Origin of the sequence: Burkholderia sp. Tr-20390 (genome assembly GCF_017104595.1) — a bacterium.
Lineage (GTDB): Bacteria > Pseudomonadota > Gammaproteobacteria > Burkholderiales > Burkholderiaceae > Burkholderia.
The window spans coordinates 24383-49958 of sequence record NZ_JAAGPC010000050.1 but is presented as its reverse complement, the minus strand read 5'-3'; the positions used below and the strand labels follow the sequence as shown (position 1 = coordinate 49958).

General features: G+C 68.6%; 20 protein-coding genes and 1 pseudogene. 5 read left to right on the top strand and 16 right to left on the bottom strand.

Annotated features, from left to right (window positions below):
• The 5 genes from G3N98_RS16265 to G3N98_RS16245 all read right to left on the bottom strand — a co-directional run.
• Positions 1-1349 (bottom strand): condensation domain-containing protein (locus tag G3N98_RS16265; protein ID WP_241025941.1); only part of this gene is annotated, 1349 nt, incomplete at its 3' end.
• A gap of 79 nt (positions 1350-1428) precedes the next feature.
• Positions 1429-2838 (bottom strand): hypothetical protein, encoded by a 1410-nt coding sequence (locus G3N98_RS16260; RefSeq protein WP_089476358.1) that lies wholly within the window; start codon positions 2836-2838, stop codon positions 1429-1431.
• A gap of 70 nt (positions 2839-2908) precedes the next feature.
• Positions 2909-3799 (bottom strand): cupin-like domain-containing protein, encoded by an 891-nt coding sequence (locus tag G3N98_RS16255; protein WP_089476359.1) that lies wholly within the window; start codon positions 3797-3799, stop codon positions 2909-2911.
• 28 nt (positions 3800-3827) lie between these two features.
• Positions 3828-5255, bottom strand: coding sequence for an MBL fold metallo-hydrolase (locus G3N98_RS16250; protein ID WP_206148672.1), 1428 nt, complete (start codon positions 5253-5255; stop codon positions 3828-3830).
• 128 nt (positions 5256-5383) lie between these two features.
• Positions 5384-5593 (bottom strand): MbtH family NRPS accessory protein, encoded by a 210-nt coding sequence (locus G3N98_RS16245; protein ID WP_089476361.1) that lies wholly within the window; start codon positions 5591-5593, stop codon positions 5384-5386.
• 330 nt (positions 5594-5923) lie between these two features.
• Between G3N98_RS16245 and G3N98_RS16240 the strand changes: the two genes are divergently transcribed.
• Positions 5924-6724, top strand: a complete 801-nt coding sequence (locus G3N98_RS16240; protein ID WP_089476362.1) for an alpha/beta fold hydrolase — start codon at positions 5924-5926, stop codon at positions 6722-6724.
• A 68-nt stretch (positions 6725-6792) separates the two neighbouring features.
• Here the strand turns inward: G3N98_RS16240 and G3N98_RS16235 are convergent, their stop codons facing one another.
• Positions 6793-7494, bottom strand: coding sequence for a TetR/AcrR family transcriptional regulator (locus G3N98_RS16235; RefSeq protein WP_206148671.1), 702 nt, complete (start codon positions 7492-7494; stop codon positions 6793-6795).
• Between the two features lie 52 nt (positions 7495-7546).
• Between G3N98_RS16235 and shc the strand changes: the two genes are divergently transcribed.
• Complete coding sequence (gene shc / locus G3N98_RS16230; RefSeq protein WP_206148670.1) at positions 7547-9601, top strand: squalene--hopene cyclase; 2055 nt, start codon at positions 7547-7549, stop codon at positions 9599-9601.
• Between the two features lie 25 nt (positions 9602-9626).
• Here the strand turns inward: shc and G3N98_RS16225 are convergent, their stop codons facing one another.
• Complete coding sequence (locus G3N98_RS16225) at positions 9627-10289, bottom strand: ankyrin repeat domain-containing protein (protein ID WP_206148669.1); 663 nt, start codon at positions 10287-10289, stop codon at positions 9627-9629.
• A 199-nt stretch (positions 10290-10488) separates the two neighbouring features.
• On the opposite strand from G3N98_RS16225, the gene G3N98_RS40345 reads away from it, so the two are divergent.
• Positions 10489-10860 carry a cupin domain-containing protein gene (locus G3N98_RS40345; RefSeq protein WP_244115299.1) on the top strand — a complete coding sequence of 124 codons (372 nt, stop codon included), beginning with the start codon at positions 10489-10491 and terminating at the stop codon, positions 10858-10860.
• Positions 10861-10887: 27 nt separating this feature from the next.
• Here the strand turns inward: G3N98_RS40345 and ampC are convergent, their stop codons facing one another.
• The 4 genes and pseudogenes from ampC to G3N98_RS16205 form a co-directional block, all read right to left on the bottom strand.
• Entirely contained in the window at positions 10888-12057 is a 1170-nt protein-coding gene (ampC, locus tag G3N98_RS16215) for a class C beta-lactamase (protein WP_206148668.1), read from the bottom strand.
• A gap of 177 nt (positions 12058-12234) precedes the next feature.
• Positions 12235-12432, bottom strand: a pseudogene (locus G3N98_RS39805) (RNA-guided endonuclease TnpB family protein); the annotation flags it as partial.
• Between the two features lie 58 nt (positions 12433-12490).
• The gene (locus G3N98_RS16210) at positions 12491-13303 is read right to left on the bottom strand and encodes an alpha/beta hydrolase (protein ID WP_206148667.1); all 813 of its coding nucleotides are present in this window, start codon (positions 13301-13303) and stop codon (positions 12491-12493) included.
• A gap of 70 nt (positions 13304-13373) precedes the next feature.
• Positions 13374-13832, bottom strand: coding sequence for a hypothetical protein (locus tag G3N98_RS16205; RefSeq protein WP_206148666.1), 459 nt, complete (start codon positions 13830-13832; stop codon positions 13374-13376).
• A 403-nt stretch (positions 13833-14235) separates the two neighbouring features.
• Here G3N98_RS16205 and G3N98_RS40190 point away from each other — a divergent pair, with 403 nt between their 5' ends.
• Together G3N98_RS40190 and G3N98_RS16200 are read left to right on the top strand one after the other, a co-directional pair.
• Positions 14236-14370: a hypothetical protein gene (locus G3N98_RS40190; protein WP_006767081.1), complete on the top strand. Its 135-nt coding sequence runs from the start codon at positions 14236-14238 to the stop codon at positions 14368-14370.
• A 113-nt stretch (positions 14371-14483) separates the two neighbouring features.
• Positions 14484-15260 carry a class I SAM-dependent methyltransferase gene (locus G3N98_RS16200; RefSeq protein WP_089476368.1) on the top strand — a complete coding sequence of 259 codons (777 nt, stop codon included), beginning with the start codon at positions 14484-14486 and terminating at the stop codon, positions 15258-15260.
• A 103-nt stretch (positions 15261-15363) separates the two neighbouring features.
• On the opposite strand, the gene G3N98_RS16195 is transcribed toward G3N98_RS16200, so the two are convergent.
• From G3N98_RS16195 to G3N98_RS16175, 5 genes are all read right to left on the bottom strand, one after another.
• Positions 15364-18252 carry a sugar-binding domain-containing protein gene (locus G3N98_RS16195; protein WP_206148665.1) on the bottom strand — a complete coding sequence of 963 codons (2889 nt, stop codon included), beginning with the start codon at positions 18250-18252 and terminating at the stop codon, positions 15364-15366.
• 73 nt (positions 18253-18325) lie between these two features.
• Entirely contained in the window at positions 18326-21010 is a 2685-nt protein-coding gene (locus G3N98_RS16190) for a glycoside hydrolase domain-containing protein (protein WP_241025939.1), read from the bottom strand.
• Positions 21011-21459: 449 nt separating this feature from the next.
• Complete coding sequence (locus G3N98_RS16185) at positions 21460-22647, bottom strand: beta-propeller fold lactonase family protein (RefSeq protein ID WP_206148664.1); 1188 nt, start codon at positions 22645-22647, stop codon at positions 21460-21462.
• 128 nt (positions 22648-22775) lie between these two features.
• The gene (locus tag G3N98_RS16180) at positions 22776-24281 is read right to left on the bottom strand and encodes a M81 family metallopeptidase (protein ID WP_206148663.1); all 1506 of its coding nucleotides are present in this window, start codon (positions 24279-24281) and stop codon (positions 22776-22778) included.
• On the bottom strand, positions 24278-25567 hold the full coding sequence (locus G3N98_RS16175; protein WP_089429919.1) for a Zn-dependent hydrolase: 1290 nt from the start codon (positions 25565-25567) through the stop codon (positions 24278-24280). Before G3N98_RS16175 ends, G3N98_RS16180 begins: the two co-directional genes overlap by 4 nt.
• Positions 25568-25576 lie beyond the last annotated feature (9 nt).

Below are 25576 nucleotides of genomic sequence, written 5' to 3'. Positions count from 1 at the left end.
CGGTCGACCTGCCGCGCGCGCTGCTCGGGCGCCAGCAGGTCGACCGCGAGCGCGGGCTGCGCGTCGTCGTCCAGGTACGCGCGCAGCAGCCGGCCGAAGGACGCGGCGAACTCGCCGATCCGCGCGGCCGGCACGCGGCCCGTGTCGTATTCGAGATTCACGTGCAGGCCGTCGGGCGTCAGCTGATACGCGAAGTTCAGGTCGAACGGCCGCTCGGCGGCGACCGCCGGCAGCAATTCCGCTTGCACGCCGTGGAAGGCGAGCGGTGCGTCCTGCACGAAGAACGCTTCCGTCACGCCGACGTTGAAGACGGGCGCATCGGCCAGCGAGCGCGTGCGCCGCAGTGCCGTCACGAGATCGGTCAGCGACAGCTGCTGATGGCACTTGGCCTCCGCACGCTGGGCGGTGGTGCGCGCGACGATGTCGATGAACGTATCGCCCTGCCGCAGCGAAAAGATCATCGGCAGGTTGTTCACGAAGCATCCGCTCGCATCGCGAAAACCCGGCGAGCGCATGTTGACGGGATAGGTCACGACCAGCTCGCGCACGTCCTGCCAGCGGGCCAGCGCGATCGCGAACAGGCTCGACAGCACGAGAAACGGTGTCGAGCGGCTCGCGCGGGCACGCGCGCGCAGCCGGCGCGTGATGTCCGCATCGAAGCGCAGCCGGTGGATGCGCCCCTCGCCCGGAGCGGCCGACGCCGCTGCCGCTGCCGCCGCCTCGAACTCGAGCCCGAGCGGCGCGTGCGCCAGCGCGCCGAGCCAATAGGCGAGGTCTTCGTCGTAGCGCGGCGACGCGCGGTACGCGGCTTCGAACGCGAGCTGCTCGCCGAGACCGCGCAACGTGCGGGCGGGCGCCGGGCCCACGCCGAGCGCGTGGTTGTACAGCGCCGTCAGCCGCTGGTTGATGTACACCGCCGAAAACGCATCGGAGATGATGTGCGGAAAGCTGAGCACGAGCCGGTGCACATCGGCCTCCTCGCGCAACAGCGCGAAGCGAAACAGCGGCGCGTCGTCGAGCGCGAACACGTGCGCCGCGCGCGCGGCGATCCATGCGTCGGCCTCGGCGGCGTCCAGCGCCGGCGCCGCCCGCGCGTCGCGGTAGTCGAGCGCGACCGTCACGCGGTCGTGCACGTCCCGCACCACGCCGGCGTCGCCCATCCGGAACGTGCTGCGGCATCCTTCGTCATGCTCGTGGACGAACGCATCCAGCGCGCGCCGCAGCGCGTCGCGATCCAGCGGACCCGACAGGCGGTAGACGAGCGCGGTCGTGTAGGCCGACGAGTGCGGATTGAGCTGCCACTCGAGCCAGAAGCGGTACTGATAGGCTGAAAGCGAAGTGGTACGCATGGTAGCCCCTGTCTGGATGCATGAAGGACGTGAAGGACATGGAGGACGGCGCGGCGGGTCGCGCCCGGCGCGCCGCGCGTCAACGGACCGCGTGGTCCGCGACGTCCGGTGCCGCGAAGTGTTCGGCGATGCAGTGGCGCAGCCGCGGCCCGAACACGGCGGCGATGTCGTCGGCCGAGTACGGCGCGATGGCGTCGTCGATGCCGAGCGTGCGATCCACTTCCTGCTGGAGCCGCGTGAAGATCCGCTGCGCGGCGCGCTCGTCGTGCAGGTACGTATTGAGCGCGTCCGCCGTCGCCCGCGCCGCCGCCGCGTCGAGCCCATGCGCCGCGAACGCGTCGGCCGACCATGCGCCAGCGTCGCGCGGCGCATCGCGCATCGCGTCGATCTCCGCCAGCAGCGCCGGCCCGTGCGCGCCGAGCGTGGCCACGCACATCCGGTCCGCCGCGGCGACGAGCTGGTTCAGCCCGGCCGTCATCTGGCGCAGCACCGTCCCCGCCGGCCATTGCCGCGCACGCGCGATCTCGGCCTCGTCGCCCTGCAGCAGCATCGTCAGATCCTCGCGGGCGATTTCGTGCGCGAGCGGGCTCGTGTGTTCGGTGGACCAGTCCTCGAAGCGCGCCAGCGCGTCGCGGAACGCGTGCGTGCGCGCCTGCCCGGGCACCGCGTCGAGCGCGACGATCAGCGCGCGCAACTGCTGCGCCGCACGCACCGCGAACAGGTATTTTTCGGCTTCGAGCTTCAGGAACGCCGCCGCGTAGCGGTAGAAGCCGGGCTCGGCCGCGCTCGCTTCGGCGCCCGCCAGCGGCGCCGGCTCGATCATCGCGCGATAGGCCTGCTCGACCATCGTCTGCGGCCCCGCGCACACCGAGTTGCGGCCGACGAGCAGGCCCGCCGCCTCGGCGACCAGGTAATACGCGTCGCTGGCGAGGCACGGCGCGGCCGGATCGCCGCCCGACGCCATCCGCTTGATCAGCGAGATATGCACGATCCGGTGCATGCCGAGCGAGATCCGGTAGATGATCGACGGCACGACGGGAATGGCATCCGGGTCGGCCGGCTGCTCGCGCCGGCGGATCAGGTACGCGGGCAGCAGCTGGCACAGCTTGCTGATGAACCACAGGTCGAGCATCGACACCGCGCCGTCGTGGCCGCGCAGGCGGCAATACCCGTCGCGCAGCGTCGAGATGGTCGGCAGCACCAGGTGCCAGTGGTTCGCGAACTGCCGCAGCGACGAGATGTTCATCGGCAGCGCGTGATGAAACCGGCTGCCCTCGTATTCGCAGCGCGCGGCTTCGATCTCGATGCCGTCGCGCGCGTCGGCCGGCGCGATCTCCTCGCCGAGCGGGCGAAAGAAGCTGTCGCGATACGCGACCATCGAGCCCAGCATCGAGCGCCAGTAGAACTCCGGTTTGTCGAGCGCGCGTGGCCCGTGATAGCCGGTCGCGTACAGCGCGTCGATGACGGTGAAATCAAACTCGTTCTGCATCATGGCTTCCTGAAGAGACACGGCCGCCGGCACGGCGGCCCGATAGAACGAACGGCGTGGCGCCGGCGCGTCAGCGCGGCATCGACATCGGCTTGCCGGCCGTGCCCGCCGCGCGGCCCCACCGGCGCGCGAGCGCCTGCCACAGGCTCGCGAGCTCGACCCGGCAGAAGGTCCGCACGGCGCGGGGCGACCACCACCAGTAATTCACGTTGATCGAATCGCTCAGCGATTCCACGTAGTGCCACCAGCCGGGCGGCAGGTACAGCACCTCGCCCGCCTCCAGCACGAAGTCGTGGCGCGGCGCCGACTGCACGCGCGGAAACCGCACCGGGTCCGGATCGCTCATGTCCACCGGGCTGAAGATCACCGGCAGGTCGCGGCGCTGCCGGTAATACACGTTGGCGGACTGCCCGGGCGCGAACAGCACCCAGCGCTTGCGGCCGTACACCTGCACGTTCAGGTTCTCGTGCCGGTCGAAATGCATCGGCGACGAGATCCCGGCGGGGCCGAGCCAGAAGCCCGGCCGCAACACCAGCCTGCGCCGCAGCCAGTGCGGCATCCAGCCGGGAAAGCCGTGCTGCTCGTGCAGCGGCGCGATGTCGTCCTTCAACGCCGGCGCCGTCGAATAGATCGCCGCGTAGGTGATGTACGCCGTGCGGGCGCTGCCCTGCGCCTGCATCGCCCGGATCGTTGCGCCGAGGCGTGCGGTCTCGTAGCGGCGCGCGCCCAGGTACAGGTCCGGCTGCGTCGGCGTCGGCGACAGCTGCGAGGTCTCCACCGTGATCTCGTGCTCGCCGTAGCGCTCGACGAAGAAATCCGGCGTCCAGCGCGTGCGCGCGGGCCAGGCTTCGATGAAGCCTTCCAGCACGGCCGGATGCTTCAGTCCGGCCAGAACGTCGCGCATGCTGCGGCTGCCGTCGTAGCGAATCCGCGGCATCGGCACAATCTTGCTGCCAGTCATCGTGGGGCTCCTGTCGACGGGAAGAAAATCAGGACACCTGCCAGTCGCCGTGGTGACGCAGCACGTCGCCGGGCAGCCAGCGAATCACGCGGGTGGCGCCGCCGAGTGCGCCGATGCGCGCGTCGATCTGGTCGAGCGTGTCGGCTTCCGCGGGCTCGCCGTTGATCCAGCCGATGTCGCCGATCTCGGTGGCGATGCCGCAGAACCCGTTCGCATACGGCGCGAACGCGCGCGCGCCGGCGCGTGCGCAGAGCTCGCCGATGCCGTCCGGGCCGAGCGTGATGGACGGGCCGTCGCCCGCCTCCGCGATGCGCGGCAGGCGTTGCAGCTCGGTCATCGGCAGCACCATCCAGAACGTGAACAGGCCCTGCCAGAACGGCGCCTTGCGCAGTTCGCGGCAGCAGCTCAGGACCAGGTCGGGCCGGCCGCGACGGGCGACCGACTGGTCGATCACGTCCATCACCGAGCCCTTCGCATCCTCGCCGCTGTCGACGAGCAGGATCACCGAGAACTGCGGCGTCGTGACCCGGTAGCAATTGCCCCAGTTGCGCACGTCGTGCGGCGGCACGGCCGCGCCGATGGTCGGCTGCTCGCCGTAGAACGGCAGGATGTCGATCTCGATGTCGCCGATCCGCACCGTCTCGCCCCAGCCGGGCGCGAGCACCGTCTGCCCGACGTCACGCAGCGACTGCTGCATGTCGTCCTGCGCCAGCAGCGATGCGACCGGGATGCGCGGCACGATGACGGGCACCGATCCGTCGCCGCCGTGCCGCAGGATCGTCGGGACATGCCAGTGGTCGAGATGGCCATGCGTGACGAGCATGCCGTCGATCCGCTGGCCCAGGTTGGACGGCGCGCGATCGAGATCGGGCAGGCCGACGTTGCCGCCGATCGCGAGGCTGATCGGGTCCGTCAACAGGCGGGTGGTGTCGGAGGCGATCAGCAGCGACGCGTGTTCGAGCCGCTGGATGCCCGGGCCGTCGAACGCCGGCCATGCCAGCGCCGCGTCGCCCGCGGGCCGTTCGCAGCCGAGCAGGCGGGGATCCGCGTACAGCGCGGACAGCGGCTGCCAATGGTTGCGCTGCAGCGCGTCGCGCAGCGCGTTCGCGAGTTGCGGCACGTCGCCGGCGGCAGTGTCGAGCACGATCGGCTCGCCGTGCCGCGGCGCGAGCGCGAGCGTCCAGCGGTCGCGCTGCTGATGCAGATCGTAGAGCAGCGCGCGGCTCGCGATGCAGCCGCCGGCCGCCACCGAATCCGGATCGAACAGCTCCTCCAGGAACGGATAGCGCGCAATCGCGTCGCGCAACAGCGCGGCGCAGGCGGCCGGCTCGAATTTCGCTGCCATGAATTGCTGCATGAGCGCGTCCTGCTGCTCGATCAGCCGGCCCAGGTCATGCGCGCGCGAAGCCAGAATGCCTGTATTGAGGAAGACCCCCAGGCGATCATCGACAGACATGGTGTGTTTGCCCTCGGATTCTCTCGGCGAAACGCTGCATGCGCCCGCGCGCCCCGTCACCGGGCCGCGAGAGGCCGCATCGTTCCTTTATCTTTTATTGCGCCGTGCGTGGCGCGACGCGTCGACCGTCAGGCCGACAGCGCGACCCGGACGCTCAATGGCCGCATGTCGGTCCAGTTGGCGTTGATCCATTCGAGACAGGCGTCCCGGGTTCCCGACGGGCCCGCCGCCCGCCAGCCGTCCGGCACGAGCTTGTCGTCCGGCCAGATCGCGTATTGTTCCTCGTGATTGACGACCACCTTGAAAATGGTGTCGTGGTTCGGCATTTCGGCTTCCATGTCTCTCTCGTTTCAATAATCGATCAAGCGTGTCACACGCATAACATGATTCGATATTTCTATAAAAACAGCACGCCCAGCCATGCCGGGTAACGATGCAAGCACTTTGAAATCGAAGCGAGCAGACTTTACCATAAGCCATCCAAAAACAATTACATTTCTATTGAATAAAAACAAAGTAAATCATACGCGGCGCCGGCCAATAATCCAGTCCATTGTTTATAAATATGTGAATCGATGACAAACAATCTGTCCTTTCGATTAAATCGATAATCGGCTTAATTGTTTGAATATTTTGTATGGTTCGTTTTTAAAGCGGAGTCCCGACGCATGGCCTTGCTACCCAGTACCCTCACCATCCCGCGCGAGCGCCCGACGGCTCGGCACCGGCTGCTGGTGTTCCATCACGCGTGCGGCGCGGCGGCCAATTACTACCGGTGGGCGGCGTCCTTCCCGGACGATATCGAGGTCTGGCTGATCGAACTGCCCGGTCGCGGCAAAAGCCTGGGCACGCGCGCGATCGATACGTTATCCGAACTGATCGACTTCCTGCGGGCGCTCCGGCCGCTGCTGCCGCGCGACTACTCGGTGTTCGGCCACAGCATGGGGGCGCTGATCGCGTACTGTTTCGCGCGCGACATGGCGCAACTGGGGCATCCGCCCGTCTGGCTCGGTGCGTCCGGCACGGACGCGCCGTTCTACCCGCATCGCCACGCGCCGCTTGATGGCGCGCCGGTGCACCGGCGCAACGACGCGGACATCGTCGACTATGTCGTGTCGCTCGGCGGCACGCCGCGCGAAGTGGCCGAGCACGACGCGCTGCGGGCGATGCTGCTGAAGCTGGCCAAGGCGGATTTCCGCGTGATCGAGGCGTGCTTCCCGCTGCCGTCCGCAACGGCGCTGCCCTGCCCCGTCACGGTCTTCTCGGGCCGCGACGACACGTTGCTGAGCCCCGCCGGGCAGCGTGACTGGTCGCGCGCATCACGGCACACGGTCACCTTCCGCGCGTTCGACGGCGGGCACTTCTATCTATTGGAAAACCCGGCCGCCGTTCAGCACGCGATCGGCGAGGCATTGGCCGATGCGGTGCGATGCGACACCGCCGAGGCGTCTGCCGGCCCGTGCCGCTGACGTCGACGCGCGCGGTGATGCCGGCCGTCGCGCGGGCGCGCGGTCGGCCATACGCCACGACGCGTGCATCACGCGGCGCCGTCGCGCCCCTTCGGAAACACGCCGCGGCTCATCGCATCGAGTTGCCGGCCGATCTCCGCGCGCAATTCGGCGGAGATCTCGAGGCTGTCGAGCAGTTTCGAAATCCACAGCCCGTCGGCGGCGAGCCGGCAGATCATCAGCGTCGCGGCCTGCTCGAGCGGCACGGGGTCCGGCCGCGTCCATTCCCGCATCGGCACCGACCAGCGCGCGCGCGTGTCCTGGTCGGTAATCATCGACGCGACCAGCACGCGCAGCACGTCGGTGCTCGCGACCGAATGCGACTCGTCGAGCACCGCGTGCATGTAGGCCCGCGCCACCGCGCCGGCGCCTTCGGCATCCGCCGCCACCCGCGCGGCCATCTGCGCGGCGAACCGCTCGGTCGCCTGGCCGAACAGCGCATCCAGCAGCCCCTGCTTGTTCGCGAAGTGATACTGCAGCGCGCCTTTCGTCACGCCGGCCCGCTCGGCCACCGCATCGAGCGTCAACGCGGCCACGCCGTGATGTGTCGCGATTTCCGATGCAGCCGCCAGCAACTGCGCACGCACCTGATCCGGCGCTTTTTTCCGACGCACGCCGGCGGTGGGGACAGCCGGCGCCGAGGCTGCGTCAGGCGCCCGCGCGCCGGCCGTTCCAGCCGGTTCGACGGGCGCGGACGCATCGTGCGGCGCGGGTTCGAGGTGTTTTTTCATGGTGCGGATGGTAGCACCCGGCGTCTCGATATAAACATTCCGGCCGGATGGTATGATCCGCCGCATGACTACACCGACCTCCTCCCCCTGGTCCGCGCTCGACACCGCCATCGCCCGTGGACGCGACGCCCTGGTGCGTCTCCAGCAGCCCGACGGCAGCTGGTGTTTCGAACTCGAATCCGACGCGACGATCACCGCGGAATACATCCTGATGATGCATTTCATGGACAAGATCGACGACATCCGCCAGGAGAAGATGGCGCGCTACCTGCGCGCGAACCAGCGGCTCGACACGCATGGCGGCTGGGCGCTGTACGTCGACGGCGATCCGGACGTGTCGTGCAGCGTGAAGGCGTACTTCGCGCTGAAGGCGGCCGGCGACAGCGAACATGCGCCGCACATGGTCCGCGCGCGCGACGCGATCCTGAAGCTCGGCGGCGCGGCCCGCGCGAACGTGTTCACGCGCATCCTGCTCGCGACGTTCGGCCAGGTGCCGTGGCGCGCGACGCCGTTCATGCCGATCGAATTCGTGCTGTTCCCGAAGTGGGTGCCGATCTCGATGTACAAGGTCGCGTACTGGGCGCGCACGACGATGGTGCCGCTGCTGGTGCTGTGCTCGCTGAAGGCGCGCGCGCGCAATCCGCGCAACGTCTCGATCCGCGAGCTGTTCGTCACGCCGCCGGACGAGGAACGCCGGTACTTCCCGCCCGCGCGCGGCATGCGCCGGCTGTTCCTCGCGCTCGACCGCACGGTGCGCCATGTCGAACCGCTGATGCCGAAGGGGCTGCGACAGCGCGCGATCCGCCATGCCGAGGCGTGGTGCGCGGAGCGCATGAACGGCGAGGACGGGCTCGGCGGCATTTTCCCGCCGATCGTGTATGCCAACCAGATGATGCAGGTGCTCGGCTACCCGGACGACCATCCGCTGCGGCGCGATTGCGACAACGCGCTGGAGAAGCTGCTGGTCACGCGGCCGGACGGCAGCATGTACTGCCAGCCGTGCCTGTCGCCGGTGTGGGATACCGCGTGGAGCACGATGGCGCTCGAGCAGGCGCGCGGCGTGGCGGTGGCGGAAGACGGCGAGCCGGGCGACGCACGGCGCGCACTCGACGAACGCATCGCACGCGCGTACGACTGGCTGGCCGAACGCCAGGTGAACGACCTGCGCGGCGACTGGATCGAGAACGCGCCGGCCGAGGTCCAGCCGGGCGGATGGGCGTTCCAGTACGCGAACCCGTACTACCCCGACATCGACGATACGGCGGTCGTCACCGCGATGCTCGATCGCCGCGGCCGCACGCATGCCAACGCGGACGGCACGAACCCGTATGCGCCGCGCGTCGCGCGCGCGCTCGACTGGATGCGCGGGCTGCAGTCGCGCAACGGCGGCTTCGCGGCATTCGACGCCGACTGCGACCGCATGTACCTGAACGCGATCCCGTTCGCCGACCACGGCGCGCTGCTCGATCCGCCGACCGAGGACGTGTCGGGCCGCGTGCTGCTGTGCTTCGGCGTGACGAAACGCGCGGACGAACGCGAGTCGGTCGCGCGCTGCATCGACTACGTGAAGCGCACGCAGCAGCCCGACGGCAGCTGGTGGGGCCGCTGGGGCACGAACTACATCTACGGGACGTGGAGCGTGCTGGCCGGCCTCGCGCTCGCCGGCGAGGACAAGTCGCAGCCGTATATCGCGCGCGCGATCGAATGGCTGCGCTCACGGCAGCACGCGGACGGCGGCTGGGGCGAGACGAACGACAGCTACATCGACCCGAAGCTGGGCGGCACCAATGGCGGCGAGAGCACGTCGAACTTCACCGCGTGGGCGCTGCTCGCGCAGATGGCATTCGGCGATTGCGAATCCGATTCGGTGAAGCGCGGCATCGCGTATCTGCTGTCGGTCCAGCAGGAAGACGGCTTCTGGTGGCACCGCTCGCACAATGCGCCGGGCTTTCCGCGCATCTTCTACCTGAAGTATCACGGCTATACCGCGTATTTCCCGCTGTGGGCGCTCGCGCGCTATCGGCGGCTGGCGGGCGCGGCGGCCGCGCGGGCGTCGGCTGCGCACGGTGCGACGGCGGTCAAGGCAGCGCCCACGGTGCTCGCCTGAGCGGTAACGTGACGGCGCAAGGCCGTCACACGAAACCTTCTTCGACCAACGTGCAGCCGTGCGCCGTGATCTCGTGCCGCTGGCCCGAGCCGCCGACCACGCGGCTCCAGCTCTTCGACACGAGCATGGCCGCGGCGCCGTCGGCGTGCAGCGCATAGCCGAACCCGCCATACATGCCCGGCACGCCGAACCATACGCTGTCGGCCTGCGCGTCGAGTTCCAGCAGCGGTTCGAGTTCGGGCAGGCGCAGCGCGTCGACGCGCAGGTGTGCGATGCGGCCGAGCATCATCGCGTGGAAGTGGCGCTGGATGTCGCGCAGCGTTTCGTCGGGCACGAAGCGTCGCGGCTGCGGCGTCAGCAGATCGATCAGGTGCCGATGCCCGCGCTGCGCGGCGATATCGACCGGGCGCGCGCCGTCTGCATCGCGCAGCATGCGCCACGCACCGAGCTGCAACAGTTCGACGACGACCTCCTGCGGCGCGCCGCCATAGGCAGCCTGGTGCAGCGGGGTATAAAGCGACTTCCCGCCGAGCCGTGTCGCGTTGACGAGCTTGTGCTCTTTTGCAATGCAGTCGAGCATCGTCGCCCAGTCGCCGTTGCGCGCCGCATCGGCCAGCGCGTGCCGGCTCGCGACCTGCGCGTCGTCGAGCACATCGGCGCCCGTTATTCCATCCCATGTGATGCCCAACCGTTTTCTCCTTTCGCCTCTCGCGCATCCGGCCGGCGCGTCGTCCGCTCATCATAAGCGTTCGTCACGGCCGTGCGTTCGCGACACGAGACGCGGCACCGGCAACCGCCAAACCCGCCCGCAAGTATGGAATCATGCGAACGCGCCGTCGGCGCGTTCATTTCACAACGACTCAGCACAACGACTCAGGAGGCCAGCCGTGCTCGACATTACCGCCATCACCGATGCCCTCACCCCGAACGGCGAACCCGTGCAATACCGCGTCGCGCCCGAGAAGCTGCTGGCGGGCGACCCGCTGCAGACGCTCACGCCCGGCTTCACGAGCCCGTGCGGCCGCTTCTCGACCGGCATCTGGGAAAGCACGCCGGGCTGCTGGCGGGTCGCGTATACCGAAGCGGAATACTGCGAGATCCTGGCAGGCACGTCGGTGATCACCGACGAGGAAGGCAACGCGAAAACCCTGCGCGCCGGCCATCGCTTCGTCATTCCGCCGGGCTTTCGCGGCACGTGGGAAGTCGTCGAGCGCACGCGGAAGATCTTCGTCGCGTACGAAGCGCAGCCGACGGCATGAGCCGCACCGGCCACGGCGTCGGAAACGTTACCGCCGGCCGTCGAGCGCCCCGAGGATCCCGTACGCGGCCTTCACGCGATCCTCGTTCGGATAGCTGCGGTTCGCGAGCATCACGATCGCGATCCGCTTCGACGGGACGAACGCGACATAGGTACTGAAGCCGTTGGTCGAGCCCGTCTTGTTGATCCACGTGTCCGCGCTCGGCGCGAGCGGCGGCTTGATCGCGGCGGCCGGTAGCCCGTCACGCAGCATCTTCATCGAGTTGCCTTCGAGCAGCGTCGGCAGCGCGACCGGATACGGATACTGTTCCCAGATCAGGTCCTGCGTCAGCGGCCCCGAGCGGAAATAGCCGGTGTGCGTGCGTTCGAGCGCGCGCTGCAGGCGCGGCGCGGTTTCGATCAGCCCCATGTTCGCCTGCACGAAGCGCAGCAGGTCGGCCGCCGTGGTCCGCACGCCGTAGGCCGGCTGCCACAGCATGCCGCCCGTCATCCGGATCGGCTTGCCGTCCTGCGTATAGCCCTGCGCATAGTCGGCCTGGCGCGCATCGGGCACGTTGATGTACGTGTGCGTCATGCCGAGCGCGGGAAAGAGCCGCTGCTCCATCAGCACCGCGAAATCCTTGTGCATCGCCTTCGCGGTGAGCCACCCGAGCATGCCGACCGACACGTTCGAATACGTACGGTACGTACCCGGCGCGTGCGCGGGCCGCCACGCGTCGAGATAGCGGATCAGGCCCGCGTCGTCGCGGATGCTGTCCGGCACCTGCACGGGCATGCCGCCGGACGTGTGCGTGCCGAGATCGCGCAGCGTCACGACACCGAACGGCTTGCCCTGCAGCGCGGGCAGGTACTTGCCCACCGGGTCGGCCAGCGACAGTTCGCCGCCCTCCTGCGCGTCGGCCGCGAGGGTCGCGGTCAGCGTCTTGCTGACGGAGCCGATTTCGAACAGCGTCTCGCCGGTGACGGGCTTGCCCGATTGCGTCGACATCACGCCGTAGTCGAACACGTAGGGCTTGCCATCGGCGATGATGCCGATCGCCATGCCGGGAATCGCGTACTGCTTCATCAACGGCGCGATGTGGCGGGTGACGGTGTCGTGGAGTTCGTCCTGGGTGACGGCGGCCGCGCGGCCGGCCGCGGCGGTGGCGCACGCGGCGACGAGCAGGGTCGCGGCGAAGCGTGTCGCGTTGAATCGCATGGTGGCGGTTCCTTTGATTTCTGATGGTTGCGTGGACAACGGTCCGGCCACGCCATGCGGAAATCGCAGTGGCCGGCCTGCCGAAGCAGGACTATCCCCTGTCGATCCGCCGCCAACAATCGACGATATGTTGCGCGAGACGAAAGAAAATCTTTTGGCGCCGTCCCCTTCCGAACGGCAGGGGATTCCCATGCCTGGCGATGCACGTCCGCATCGGAGCATGTCCGACGCAGCGTTGGTATCTCGATCATGCGAGACACCGCATTCACTTCAGGCCCACGCTCTTGTTCGCAGCCCGGCGAACCTTTTCGGCCGCGTCGTGCCGTCTTTCGACCCGTACGCCGAACAGGGCTGGGTAGAAGAACCGCCTTCGTCGAACGGATGAAATCGGCACAGCGATGGATAATGCGGCCGCCGGCGGGCCGCGCGACCATCACCCCGGCAGCCGCTCGAGAAACGCCAGCATTGCCGCGTTGAACCGCTCGGGCCGCTGCAGCGGCGCGAAATGGCTCACGCCGGGCAGGGTCGTCAGCGTCGCGCCCGGAATCGTGCGCGCCAGGTACGCCGCGTGCTCGGGCCGGATGAATTCGTCGTGCTCGCCCAGCACGATCGTCACCGGCACGGCGATCGCCGCGAGATCCTGCGCGCGGTAATCCGGTTGCGTGCGCATCATTTCGCTGACCGCCGCGACGAAGGCGTCGAACTGGTCCGGCGTCGCGGACAGTGCCGCGTAGTCCTTGCGGTGCCGCGCGAAACAGCGGTCGAGCAGCGGGCTCGGCACGATCTCCTTCGTCCCGCTCGGGTCCATGTTGCACGCGAAGAAGAACACGCCGGCCGCCCGTTCCGGCGCGCGATCGGCCAGCACGAGCGCGATGCACGCGCCGTCGCTCCAGCCGACGAAGCGTGCACGGTCGACGTGCAGCGCGTCGAGGACCGCCAGCACGTCCGACGCCATGCGTTCGTAGGAATAGGGTTCGTCGTCGCGCGTGCTGCGGCCGTGGCCGCGGCTGTCGATCACGATCGCGCGGTAGCCGGCCGCGAGCAGCGCCGGCACCTGGTTGCCCCAGTTGCCGCTGTGGCCGAGGCCGCCGTGCAGCAGCACGACCGCCGGGCCATGGCCGAACGACGCGTGCCAGATGCGCGCGCCGTCGTGTTCCAGCCATCCTTGCTCATCGGCCGCCGGCAGCGGCGTGCCGCCTTGCGACTCGAAGCGGGCGAGGTCGTCGTCGTTGAATTCCGCATTCATCGTTCAGCCGTCCTGTCGAGGGAGACGTGCTCGCGATTGTAATGCGTGCGGCCGACACGGCCGCGACCGGTCAGGCCTGCGTCGACACCAGCCCGCCCGCCTGCGAGCCGCCCGATTTCTGGATCGCCGCCGCGAGTTGCGAGATCGCGGTCGAAAGCGCCCCCGAGATCGCGCTGGCTTGCGCGCTCAGCGACTGCTGTTCGATCGCCGCGGCCGGGTCGTCCTTCGCGCGCTGGCTCGCGCTCGCGATCTGCTGCTCCAGTGCCGCGAGCTGCTTCTGCAGCCGCTCGATCAGCGCCTTCAACTGGCTGACCGCCGGGTCGTCCGACGACGCGCCCGATGCGCCGAGCGTTTCGCCGGTGGCGCCGGTCGACGCCTTCGTGCCGGAGGTGGCGGTCGTACTCGTAGCACCCGAGGTACGCGTCGCGCCATCGGTGGATGACGTCGCCGCAGCGCCGGACGAAGCGTTCGCGTTCAGGTTGCCGTCCGCCAGCGGCGAGCGTGTGGTCGTGGAGAAATCGATCTGCATCGTGTCGGTCCGTATGTCGGTAAGCGAATCGTGACTGGGATGAAACTGCCTTCCAGAATGTTTACGGCATTCGTCACACGAAACTTGAGTATCGGGGACGGACTGATTTAGCCGAAGATCGACCGGGTTAGCCGCGAAAGGGCCAGATTGACGGCCCGGCGGCGCTGGTAAAATCGCGGCTTCGCCAGCGGGATTCGCGCGCCGATCGCCTCCGGGCACGAGCGCGCAACGCCGCCGGCTTCGACTCCCGCCCTGCCGGGCGCGGCACGCAGTACGTGCCGGCGCCGCGGTCGCGGCTGCGCGGGTCGCCTTTTTCGTGCGCCGGTGTGCCCCCGCTCGCCCTGTCGAGCGGCGAGCGCCATGCGGCGCGCACGCACTTCATCACGTATTCGAGGAACCCACGATGGCCCGCATCGGCGCCTTCTGCATCACGACGTGGCTTGCCGCCGCGATTCTCTACTTCGGCCAGCACTCCGTCGCGATGATCGTATTGAGCGGTGTCGTCGTATTCGGCGGGTTCGATCTGCTGCGCCCGTAGGCACGCGTGGCGACGCCACCGCGCACGGCCGCGATGGCCGATGCGATTGTGATAGCCTCTCCCGCACCATCCGTCAGATGCACGCGCCGCTGGCGAGAACAGGAGAACGGGAATTGAATCACGACCTGAATCGCCACCCGGCGGCCCTTGCCTGCAAAGTGTGTGCTGCCCACGCGCCCATCTGCGGCCTGGTCGATTTTTCGCGCTGCGGCGCCGACTTCATTGCCGGGAAAAAGGTCGACCCGTATGCGGGGGTGCCGGTCTACTACCATGCATGCGAGCAATGCGGCTTCACGTGGGCCCCGATGTTCGACAGCTGGACCCACGACGATTTCGCGCAGCATGTCTATAACGCCGACTACCCGCGCCACGACCCCGAGTATCTCGAGATCCGTCCGCAACAGCATGCCGACCTGATCTGCACCAGTTTTCCGGAAATGCGGGAAGGCCGGGTGCTCGATTTCGGCTCGGGGCTGGGCTTGCTGGAACGGAAGCTGGCATCGCGCGGCTTCGCGGACGTGACGTCGTACGATCCGTTCTCGCACCCGGTTCCGCCCGAAGGCAGCTTCGATACGATCCTGTCATTCGAGGTGTTCGAGCATCATCAGGCGCCCGTCGACCTCTTCGACCAGATCATGCGCCATCGGAAGCCCGACGGCGCGCTGCTGTTCCAGACGTCGCTGATCACCCGGGACATCCTCGATCAAGGCATCGATCAGTGGTGGTACTGCGTGCCGCGCAACGGGCACATCTCGTTTCACACCGCCCAGTCCCTGACGCTGCTTGCCCAACGCCACGGGCTCGAATATGGCGCATTCGGTTCGTCGCTGCACGTCGTCTTCGATCGCGCGGCGACACCGCGCTGGCTCGACAAATTCCTCAAGCAGTAGCGGCCCGGCGGCTATCCGCCAGGCAACGAACACCGCGCGCATTCACGCGGCGCGTCACCGGCCCGCTCCCGCTTGGCGCGCCCTCACGCAGCACCCACCTGCGTCAGCAGGCCGCGAACGTCGGCACCGCCGGCGCGACCGCCAGCGCGCGCTCGTTGAATACCACCGGCACGCCGCCGAGCCCCAGCCGGCAGTTCGGGCGATCGAGCCGCCACCCGTCGACGCGCAGCGCGACGCGCGACACCGGCGCGCCACCCGCATGCGGCAGGTCGATCGTGATCTGCCGCTTCCCGCCGGGTATCAGGTTCAGGTAGTTGTCGCTGTAGAACGCCGGCAGCACACGCGCGCCGGTCGCCGGATCGAATACCTGCAGGTGCGTCATCAGCGCGACGGCGGCGCCGAGGTTCGCGACGTCGACCGTGATGCGCGTCGTCACGTCGTCGGCCTCGGCCGACGATGCGTGGACGGATACGGCCGCACCCGGCATCGTGTCGAGCGACGTGTATGCGTCGTCGCCCCCGTCGCGCTGCCGCCAGTAGACGTTCTCGGCCAGCGCATTGCCGCCCGCATCGGTCAGCGCGAGCGCGACGATGCACACGTCCGACTTCGCGGCGGCCAGCGCCGACGCGAGGTTCGCCACCACGCGGTACGACGCCTTCGCGACGCCGCCGACATCCGCGCTCGTCCGGCTGCTCAGCGTGCCATCCAGGTTGTACACGCGCATCTCGACGCGGCCGGTGACGGCCGCCGCCGTGTGATTCGCGATCGTCACGTCGGCCGTGCTCGCATCGAGAATCGCATTGACGCGACGGCACCCGTGCCGCACCGCGAAGAACGACGCGTGCGCCTCGAGATCGTGGCTGTACATCTGCCACACGAAGCTCGGCTGCGCGGGGTTCGTCATCCACATGATCACGCCGGTGGCCGGCGACGTGATCTTCCCGGCCACCGGGCCGATCATCACGGCCGCGTTCGCCTCGTAGATCGAGCGGATGCATTCGTAGTTCATCATCTGCGCCTTGCGCACGAAGTCCGCGAGATTCCGGATCGCGCCGTAGCGCAGCGCCGTCATCGCGATGTAGCCGGCGCCGCCCTGCTTGCCGACCGCCGGGTAGTACGCGCCGTTGCCGTTCATGTCGCGATCGGCCCAGAAGTCGTCGGGGCATTCGTACGAGGCGGGCGGCAGCATCGCTTCGACGCATTCGAGCGTCGGGATCGAGTGCGAACCGACTTCGTTGTGAAACGCGACCGACGTCGTGCCGTAGCCGCGGCTGAACGCGGCCTGCGGCGACGCCCAGTTGTACGGGCCGCCTGACGAATAGCCGTTCACCGCGCCGGCGCCCGTATCGCCGGCCGAACTCGTGAGGCACAGGCGCTGCGGGTCCAGCTCGGCGACGAGCGCGTCGAGCCCCTTGACGAGTGCCGGCGGCGGCGCACCTTCGTTGCCGCCGCACCAGAGCAGGATCGACGGTCGATGACGGTGGCGTGCGATCACGTCGCGGATGTCGTCGAGATCGCGCGGCACGTTGGCCGGGCCCGACCCGTCTCCTTCGGTCGAGAAGAAGAAATCCTGCCAGACGAGGATCCCGTAGCGGTCGCATGCGTCGAAGAAATCGTCGCTCGTGCTCTGCCCGTTCCAGTTGCGGATCAGGTTGAGGTTCGCGTCGCGATGGAGCCGCACCTGGTGGAACAGCCGCGCGCGCGGAATGCGCTTCAACGCTTCGTCGAGCCCCCAGTTGCCGCCCATCACGAGGATCGGCAGGCCGTTGACCGTGATGCTCAACTGCCGGCCCATGCCGATGTCGCGCGCGTATTCGATGCGACGCAGGCCGATGTTCAGCGTGCGCTCGTCCGACAGCAGGCGACCGACCTTGACGCCGACCGTCACCGCATGAAGATTCGGTTCACCATACCCGTTCGGCCACCACAGGCGCGGTTGCTTGATCGACAGCGCCGCGATCTCCGACGACGTGAGCGACACCTTCGTCGTCGTGCTCGACGCGGGAATCGCGATGTCGTGGCTGAACGGCGTGCCGTTGCCGATCGCGCCGACGAGCGTCGCGACGAGATCGGCGCCCGAGCCGTTGTCCAGTTCGAGATCGAGCCGCAGCTCGGCGCGCGACAGGTCCGCGGACAGCGTGTGCGCGACGTGGATCGCCGCAATGCGCACCGCACCCGTGGTGAACCAGGTCACCGGCTGCCAGATGCCGAGCGCGCGATCGGGGATCGTCGGCAGCCAGTCCCAGCCCGCCGAGCAGAAGAACGTCGGCCCGTTCTTCAGCGTGACGCCGGTCGGGCCGCCGTTGCGTCCGCCACGCGTGACGCCGCTCTTGTAGCTCGGCAGCAGCGGCCCTTCGGAGAAATCCAGCTTGACCACGCGCACCGCGAGGTTGGCCGCGCCACCCGCCTGCGGCACGAGCCGCGAGACGTCGAACGCGCCCTGCTTGAACGCGCCTTCCAGCCGGCCGACGAGCGCGCCGTTCAGCCAGACCTCGGCGCAGTAGTTGACGCCGCCGAAACGCAGCCACAGCCGCTGCCCCGGCTGCCGCGCCGGCGCCGCGAAGGTCGTCCGGTACCAGTAGTCGGTGTCTTTCAGCGTATCGGGAATGGTGTCGGTGACGATGCGGCCGTAGAACGGATCGGGATACTTGCCGTTGACGATCATGCTGTTCAGCACGGTGCCGGGCACCGTTGCCGGCGCCATGCCCGCCACGCCAGCGGCGCCCGACAGTTGCGCCCCGCCGGCGCCCGGCAGGCTGCTCGCCGATGCGAACGTCCAGTTCGTGGCAAGTTCCTGCGTGGCCAGCAGGCTGCGCGCCGGGTCGTTCGGCACGCCCGGCACGGTCGGTGTGACCGTCGCGGGACCGTCGGCGCCCGGCGTGCCGGCGGTGCCCGATGCCGGATCGATATCGCCGTTGCAACCGGCGAGCCAGCTCGTACCGGCGAGTGCTGCGCTGTAAGACAGGAATTTCCGGCGCGATGTCGATTGCATGGTGTCGTTCTCCCGGATGGCGTCGTCTCGACGGGCGCGCAGGGTGGCCCCTGCGCGTCGTGCCCGCTTGGGTTTAGCGCGCGCCGGCCTCGCGCATGCGCATCGCCGCTGCCGACCCGCCGGCCGTCATCTGCGCGTAGTCCGCGTTCGGCCCGGACGGCGGCGTCAGGTTGTCGGCGGCCGCCCATTGCGTCGGCGTCGCGGACAGCGCGTAGCTCATCGTGCCGCCATTGGCGATCTTGCCCAGCGGCAGCCATGACCCCGCGTAGTCCGCGCCATTGACCTTCAGCGACTGGACATACGCAAACGACGGGCGCCCCGCGCTGTCCATCGCCACCTGCTTGTCGCTTTCGAGCCGCAGCGTCTTGCCGTTGCCGAACCACACCGTGATCCCGCTGAACTGCGGCGTGGACAGCGCGAGCCCCGCCTCCGACGGAATGACCGGGAACATGCCGAGCGCTGCCCACACGTACCAGCTCGACGTCGCGCCCATGTCGTCGTTGCCCGGCAGCCCGTCGCGGGCGGTCGTGAACGCCTTCGACATGATGATCGGGAGAACGTACTGTGCGCCGCTCGGCTGCCCGGCCCAGTTGTACCCCCACGGCGACTGGAACGACGGTTCGTTGCCGATGTACAGGGTGTTCGACGATTCGCCGCCGTTCAGGCTGCCGGAGGACGGCACGGTCGAGAACGGCGTCGTGATCGCGAACAGGTTGTTCAGCCGCGTGACGGCCGCCTGCTTGCCGCCGATCGCATCGATCAGCGCGCTCCAGTCCTGCGCGAAGGTCCAGAAGTAGTTCGGCTCCGTCGATTCGTGGAACGAACCCTGCACCAGCGTGCCCAGCGTGCCGGGCGCCGAGCCGGCCGGCGGCGCGTTGCGCGCGGCGATCACCTTGTTCGTGTAGTCGAAGATGTTGCGCCACCACCCGGCCCGCGTGTACAGCGTGCCGATGGTGTCCGGCGTCACGCCGACCGACGGCGCGTTCAGCACGCTGGCGGGCAGCGCCTGCAGGAACGCGGCCGCGGAGCGGTCGCTCAGCACGCGCTCGATGGTCGCCGACGACGAGTGACCGTCATCGCTCTGCGACAGGTAGTGGGCCGTCAGGAAATTGGCCAGGCCCGCTGCGCTCGTGCGATCGTTGCACGCGCTGGACGGATCGAACACCGACTGCTTCGTCAGGCGGGCGGCCGACACCAGGTCGAAATCGGTCGCGCCGAACTTGTACGCGCCGGCAATCACGTTCAGCGCGTTGTCGCCCGCCATCGGCGTCGAGTCGTCGCTGCCGTCGACCCAGTGCGGGAACGCGCCGCACTGCAATGCGTCGACGACGAGCGACTGCATCATGTCGCTCGACTCCTTCGGGGCGAGCAGCGCCAGCAGCTGCGCCTGCGACCGGTACGTGTCCCACAGCGAGAACCCCGTGTAGTGGTTGCCTGCGCCGCCCTGCGATCCATCGGCGCGCCGGAATGCGTAGTCACTGACCTTCGCCGTCGCACGCGCCGGGATGGTGCCGGTCTGGTCGACCGACTTCGGATAGCTGCCATCCGCGTTCCTGGGCTGGCGCATGCTGCGGAATTCGCCGTTCGTGTCGCTGTAGAGCGTCGGCGTGCCGAACACGCGATAGAGCGCGGTGTAGAACTTCGTCAGGTTCGCCTTCTGCGTCGCATTCAACGCTGCGGGCGTCGCGGCCTGGTCGATCTGGATCGTGTTGAGGCGGTCGTTCCACAGGCCGGACGCGTTCTTGCGTGCGTCGTCGAACGCGAGCGTCTCGCCCTCGGCCTTCAGGTTCGCCTGCGCATTCCGGACGCTGACGGACGAAACCCCGACTTTCACGGTGACGGTCCGGTCCGCGTCGGTCAGGTCGAACTGCAGCGTCGCCGCGCCGTTGCTGGCGGTATTCACCGCCGAGGTGCCCGCCTGCTTGCGCAGCGGCTTGTCGAAGGTCGCGTAGAAATACACGGGCGCATTCCATACGGTGCCGTACGGCGTGCAGAACGCCGGCGCCACGGCCTGCCCGCTCATCGACTTGCCGTCGCTCGCGAGCGCCAGCGCGACGTTGTTCGCGGTGACCTTCGTGCTGCCCGAATCGCTGTTGCCGTTCAGCTTCGCGTCGATCGAGAAGAAGCCCTTGTCCTTGCTCGTGTACGTGAAGCGCGCGATGCCGGCGCGCGCGGTCGCGCTCAGCTCCGTCACGATGCCGTTCGCGAGACGCACCTTGTAGTACCCGGGTTCGGCCGTTTCATCCGCGTAGCGGTACCCGATGCCGATCGGCCGGCCGCCCGAGGCCACGGCCGTCGCCGCGTCGGTCGGCAGCATCGCGACCGTGCCCTGCCCCGGGCACCCGACACCGCTCAGGTGCGTCACGCTGAAGAAGTCGATGGTGCCGCCCGACCCGCCTGTCGACAGGTAGCCGCCCGAGCCGTTGAAGTTGTAGCGCGGCGTGTTCGGCCCGAAATTCACCATCCCGAACGGCACCATCGCGCCCGGGCTCACGTTGCCCGCGTAGCCGGAATCCGCATTGACCTGCGTGCCGATCAACGGATTGACGAACTGTGTCAACGCCATGTCGGTGCGCTTCGGCGGGGCCGGCTGATCCGGCCGGGAAGGTTGCGACGGCCCCGCCGTCGGCGGGACGGTCGACGGCGTGTCGCCTGCGCCGTTGCTGGCCGTCTGGACACTGTTCACGTCGTCGCCGCCACACGCGGCCAATGCCGCGCAAGCCAGTGCGGCGGCGAGCAAGAGTCGTGGATTTTTCATTGTTTCGTTTAGTACCGTTAATTAAAACGATTGATCCGGCGCCGATGATCATCCGGCACGCCGCCCGGCTTGCGCCCCTGCGCGGCACATCGATGCCGCGCGGCGTGGCGTCGGCTGCCCCCCCCAAACGACGTCACGCTGACTTTCAGATGCGAACACCCGGCGACGATCGTTGCCGCCGCAACCGTCGCCTCCACCGCCCTGCCTCCTGGAGCGTCACAGGCTTCCCAGGGGCTTACAGTGCCGCAACGACTGTTTATTCACTACAAGAAGTTTCCCGAATTTTCAGTTTGTTTAACTAAACAATCCGGCGTTAAGTGGCTTTGGGTACAAAGTTCCGCCATTGTTGCGTTGCAACGGCGGCGCACGGGAGGTGTGCTTTGACGGGCGCCCGGCGAATCCGGGCGCCGCATGAACTGGCGGAACGGAACGAACGAATGCCGTGCGCGTCAGCGCGGCAACGTCCTCAACGAAGAAGGCCCGCCCGTCAGTGCGATCCGCTTGCCCGTATCGTGCAGCTTGCCGCCTTCGACCGAATAGAGCGCCAGTTGCCGTTCGACGTTGAACTGCACGATCACGTGCCGGCTGTCGGCGGTGAACACGATGCCTTGCGCGGCTTCGCCACCGGGCAACTCGCTCACCTTCACGGCCTGCCCGTTGCGGATCTCGAACAGCAGCACCTTGCCGATCTTGTGGCGGCCCGGGTTCTCGGCCGTCAGGTTCGAGCCGTCCATCGCCTGCACGGCGATCCACTTTCCGTTCGGCGAAATCGCGACGCCTTCCGGCAACGACGGTACCGTCAGGTACTGGACCGTGCGGAACGGCACGCGCGACACGTCGATCAGCGCGACGGTATCGGCGTCGCCCGCCAGCGTGCCCGTATAGCCCGGCAGCCCCGCGAGCCCGACGTTGCTGACGACGGCCCAGCGGTTGTCGCTCGACACGTCGATCGTGTAAGGCGCGACACCGGTGCTCAGGCGCGACCCGCTGTCGGTCACCTTGCCGTCGTCGACGTTCAGCACCGCGATGCCCTGCTCGTCGCGCAGCGACACGAGCGCATGCTTGCCGTCATGGGTGAAGCTGATCCCCGCCAGCCGCTTCTTGCCGATCTTCAGGTTGCCGTCGAGCGTCACGTTCGTGCCGTCGATACGCAGGATCGACACGCTGCCGTCGACGTTCGCGACCAGCGCGAGCTTGCCCGAGCGATCGATCGCAATCCCTTGCGGATGCGTGCCGAGCTCGATGCGCGTAATCGACGGCGGCGCGGCGTCGAGATTCACGACCTGCAGAAACGTGTCGAACACGAGCTGCTTCGCGGCCGTGTCGTAACGTGTCGGCGCGCCGACGAGCGCGAGCTTCGCGTCCGGCGTGATCGCGACGGCCTGCGGTGGCCCCTGGATGCCGTTCTCGACGTCGACCTGCAGCGCGACCTTCGGCGGGAACGTGCTGGCGTCGAGCAGCGTCAGCGTGTCGGCGGGCGGTGAAGCCAGAAAGGTGTCGCGGCCCTCGACGCGCTGGTACTTGCCGTCGTTGCCGGACACGATCCAGTCGGCGGCGTGGGCGGCAACGGCCGTCGTGGCGAGGGTCAGCGCGGCGAGCAGGCGCGCACTGCGCGGGCGAAAAGGATTCGAATGCATGTCGGTCGATTCTCCGGATCGGTTGCGGACACAATGGATGGCATCGACCCTGCTGCTCGACGGGTCGGTGCCATCGCATGATGCCCGAAAGCCGGCAAATCCGGCGTTTCGCGCCCGGTCGGTTTCCGTCACGCCGTCCGGCGCGCGCCGGACGACGACCATTCGCCCACCTCGTCGAGCGGATACACGGGCCGCGCCAGCCGCTCGTATTGGAACAGCCCGTAGTCCGACCCCGTCACGCCGCGGCTGTCGCATTCGACCAGCGCGGCCGCGATCGGCACGAACACCGGCCGGCAATACATCCGCGACTTCAGCAGCAGGAAGCGCGCGCGGCGTGGATCGACGCCGACGCTCTCGAACACACCGAGATCCCACGGCTCCTGCGTCCGCTCGGTGATGACCAGCGTGGCCGCGCCGATGTCGAGCACGGCCGTGCGGCCCATGTACGCACGCTGGCCCGTGTAAGTGGGCCCCGTGATCACGTATTCGCCGTCGGTGAGCGCACGCACGATGCCGGTCGCGCGGAACGGTGCGCGCTGCACGCCGCCGTGCGACGGCAGGCGGTTGCCCACCGATACCGTGACGGTCGCGCCGACACCCGCGTCGATCAGCGCCGCGACGGCCTGCGGGTCGCACAACGGCCCGCTGACGATACCGTCGAGCCCGTGCGCGAGCGCGGCCTCCAGCAGGTCCATCGTGTCGCACGGGCCGCCCGACATGCAGTTGTCGCCGTGATCGAGCATCAGCACCGGGCGATCCGCGCCGTGCGCGAGCGTCGCGGCCTGCGCAACCGATTCAGCGAGCGGCGCGCTGCGATAGACGAAGTCGTCGCGCGCGTTCCAGATCTGCCGCGCGATGCGCTCGGCCACCGCGTCGGCCGCGGCGCGGTCGCCATCGGCCACCACCACCACGCTGATGCACGGCGCGGGAATGTCCGCGAGCGAGAAGCCGGGCAGCACCGATACCGCAAGCATCCCGTCGGCCTCGGCGGCGCGCGCGGCCTCCACCGCGCGCCGCATTGCGCCTTCCGCACTCGCACTGAGCAGCGTCGACGTCATCAGCGGCGGCTGCCGCCACGCGAGTACCGGCCGCGCGCGGCCGTGCAGCCGGTCGAGCAGCACGCGCGCCGCATGCTCGCCCGTCTCATACATGTCGACGTGCGGGTAAGTCTTGAAGCTGACGATCACGTCCGCGTGATCGACCATCTTTTGCGTGACGTTCGCATGCAGGTCGAGCGCGACCGCGATCGACGCGTTGGGCAGCGCCGCGCGCACGCGCTCGAGCAGGTCGCCCTCGCCGTCCGCGCTCTGCTCGGCGACCATCGCGCCGTGCAGGTCGAGCATCACCGCGTCGCAGCCGGGCGCCGCCGCGACGATCGCGTCGCGGATCGCCGCATACGCGTCGGCCGCGACCGGCCCGCTCGGGTTCGCGGCCGCCGATACGGGCGTCACGATCTCGGCCCCCTCACGTTCGGCCGCGTCGAGGAACGCGGCCATCGCGGTGCGCATCCCGCGATTCGCGCGATAGGCGTCGTCGCCCCAGTCGGGGCCGTTGCGGCCGAACGCGGCGAGCGGCGTCGGCACCGGCGAGAACGTGTTGGTCTCGTGGTTCATCCGTGCGATCAGGATTTTCATCGTGCGCGGCCCTCCGCGATCCCGGCAGCGCCGAGCATCGCGTGCAGCAACACGTTGCAGCCGGCCTCCAGATGCGCGGGATCGGCCTCCTCGATCTCGTTGTGGCTGATCCCGTCCTTGCACGGCACGAAGATCATCGCGGTCGGCGCCACGCGCGCGAGATACACGGCGTCGTGGCCCGCCCCGCTGATCACGTTCATCGACGACAGCCCGAGCGCGCGTGCGCCCGCACGCACCTGCTCGACCAGCGTCGCGTCGAACGGCTGCGGCGGGAAGTACACGACCTGCTCGACGTCGATTGGCATGCCGGCCGCTGCGCCCAGGTCGGCGCACGCCGCACGCAGCTCGGCATCCATCGTCGCAAGCGTCGCATCGTCGGCTGCGCGCAGGTCGACGGTCAGCGTCACGCGGCCCGGAATCACGTTGCGCGAATTCGGGTGCACGTCGACCCAGCCGACCGTGCCGCGCCCATGCGGCGGATGCGCGCACGCGATGTCGTTCACCTTGCGCACCAGATCGGACGCGACGAGCAGCGCGTCACGCCGCAGCGCCATCGGCGTCGGGCCCGCGTGCGCCTCCATGCCGTGCACGGTTACGTCATACCAGCGCTGCCCGAGCGCGCCCTCGACCACGCCGATCGTCGTGTCGTGCGCCTCCAGCACCGGGCCCTGCTCGATATGCGCTTCGAAATACGCGCCGACCGGATGCGCGCCGCGCCCGTCGTTCGCATCGCCCGCATAGCCGATCGCGGCCAGCGCGTCGCGCACCGACACGCCGTCGCGGTCGCATTGAGCGAGCGCATGGTCGAGCGTGAACGCGCCCGCGAACACGCCGGAACCCATCATCACGGGCACGAAGCGCGAACCTTCCTCGTTGGTCCACACCGCGACCTCGAGCGGCGCCCGCGTGCGCACGCCCGCATCGTCAAGCGTGCGCAGCACTTCGAGGCCCGCGAGCACGCCGTAGTTGCCGTCGAACTTGCCGCCGGTCGGCTGCGTGTCGATGTGGCTGCCCGTCGTCACGGGCGGCAGGTCGTCGCGTTCGCCCGCGCGCCGCGCGAAGATGTTGCCGATCGCGTCGACGCGCACCGTGCAGCCGATTTCCTTCGCCCACGCGGCGAACAGGTCGCGCGCCTCGCGATCGAGTTCGGTGAGCGCGAGGCGGCACACGCCCCCTTTGTCGGTCGCGCCGATCCGCGCGAGACGCATCAGGCTGTCCCACAGCCGTGCGCCGTCGACGCGCAAGCCGGACGCCGCGACGCCCGGTGTCGAATCCTGAACTTGCATCGATGGAAT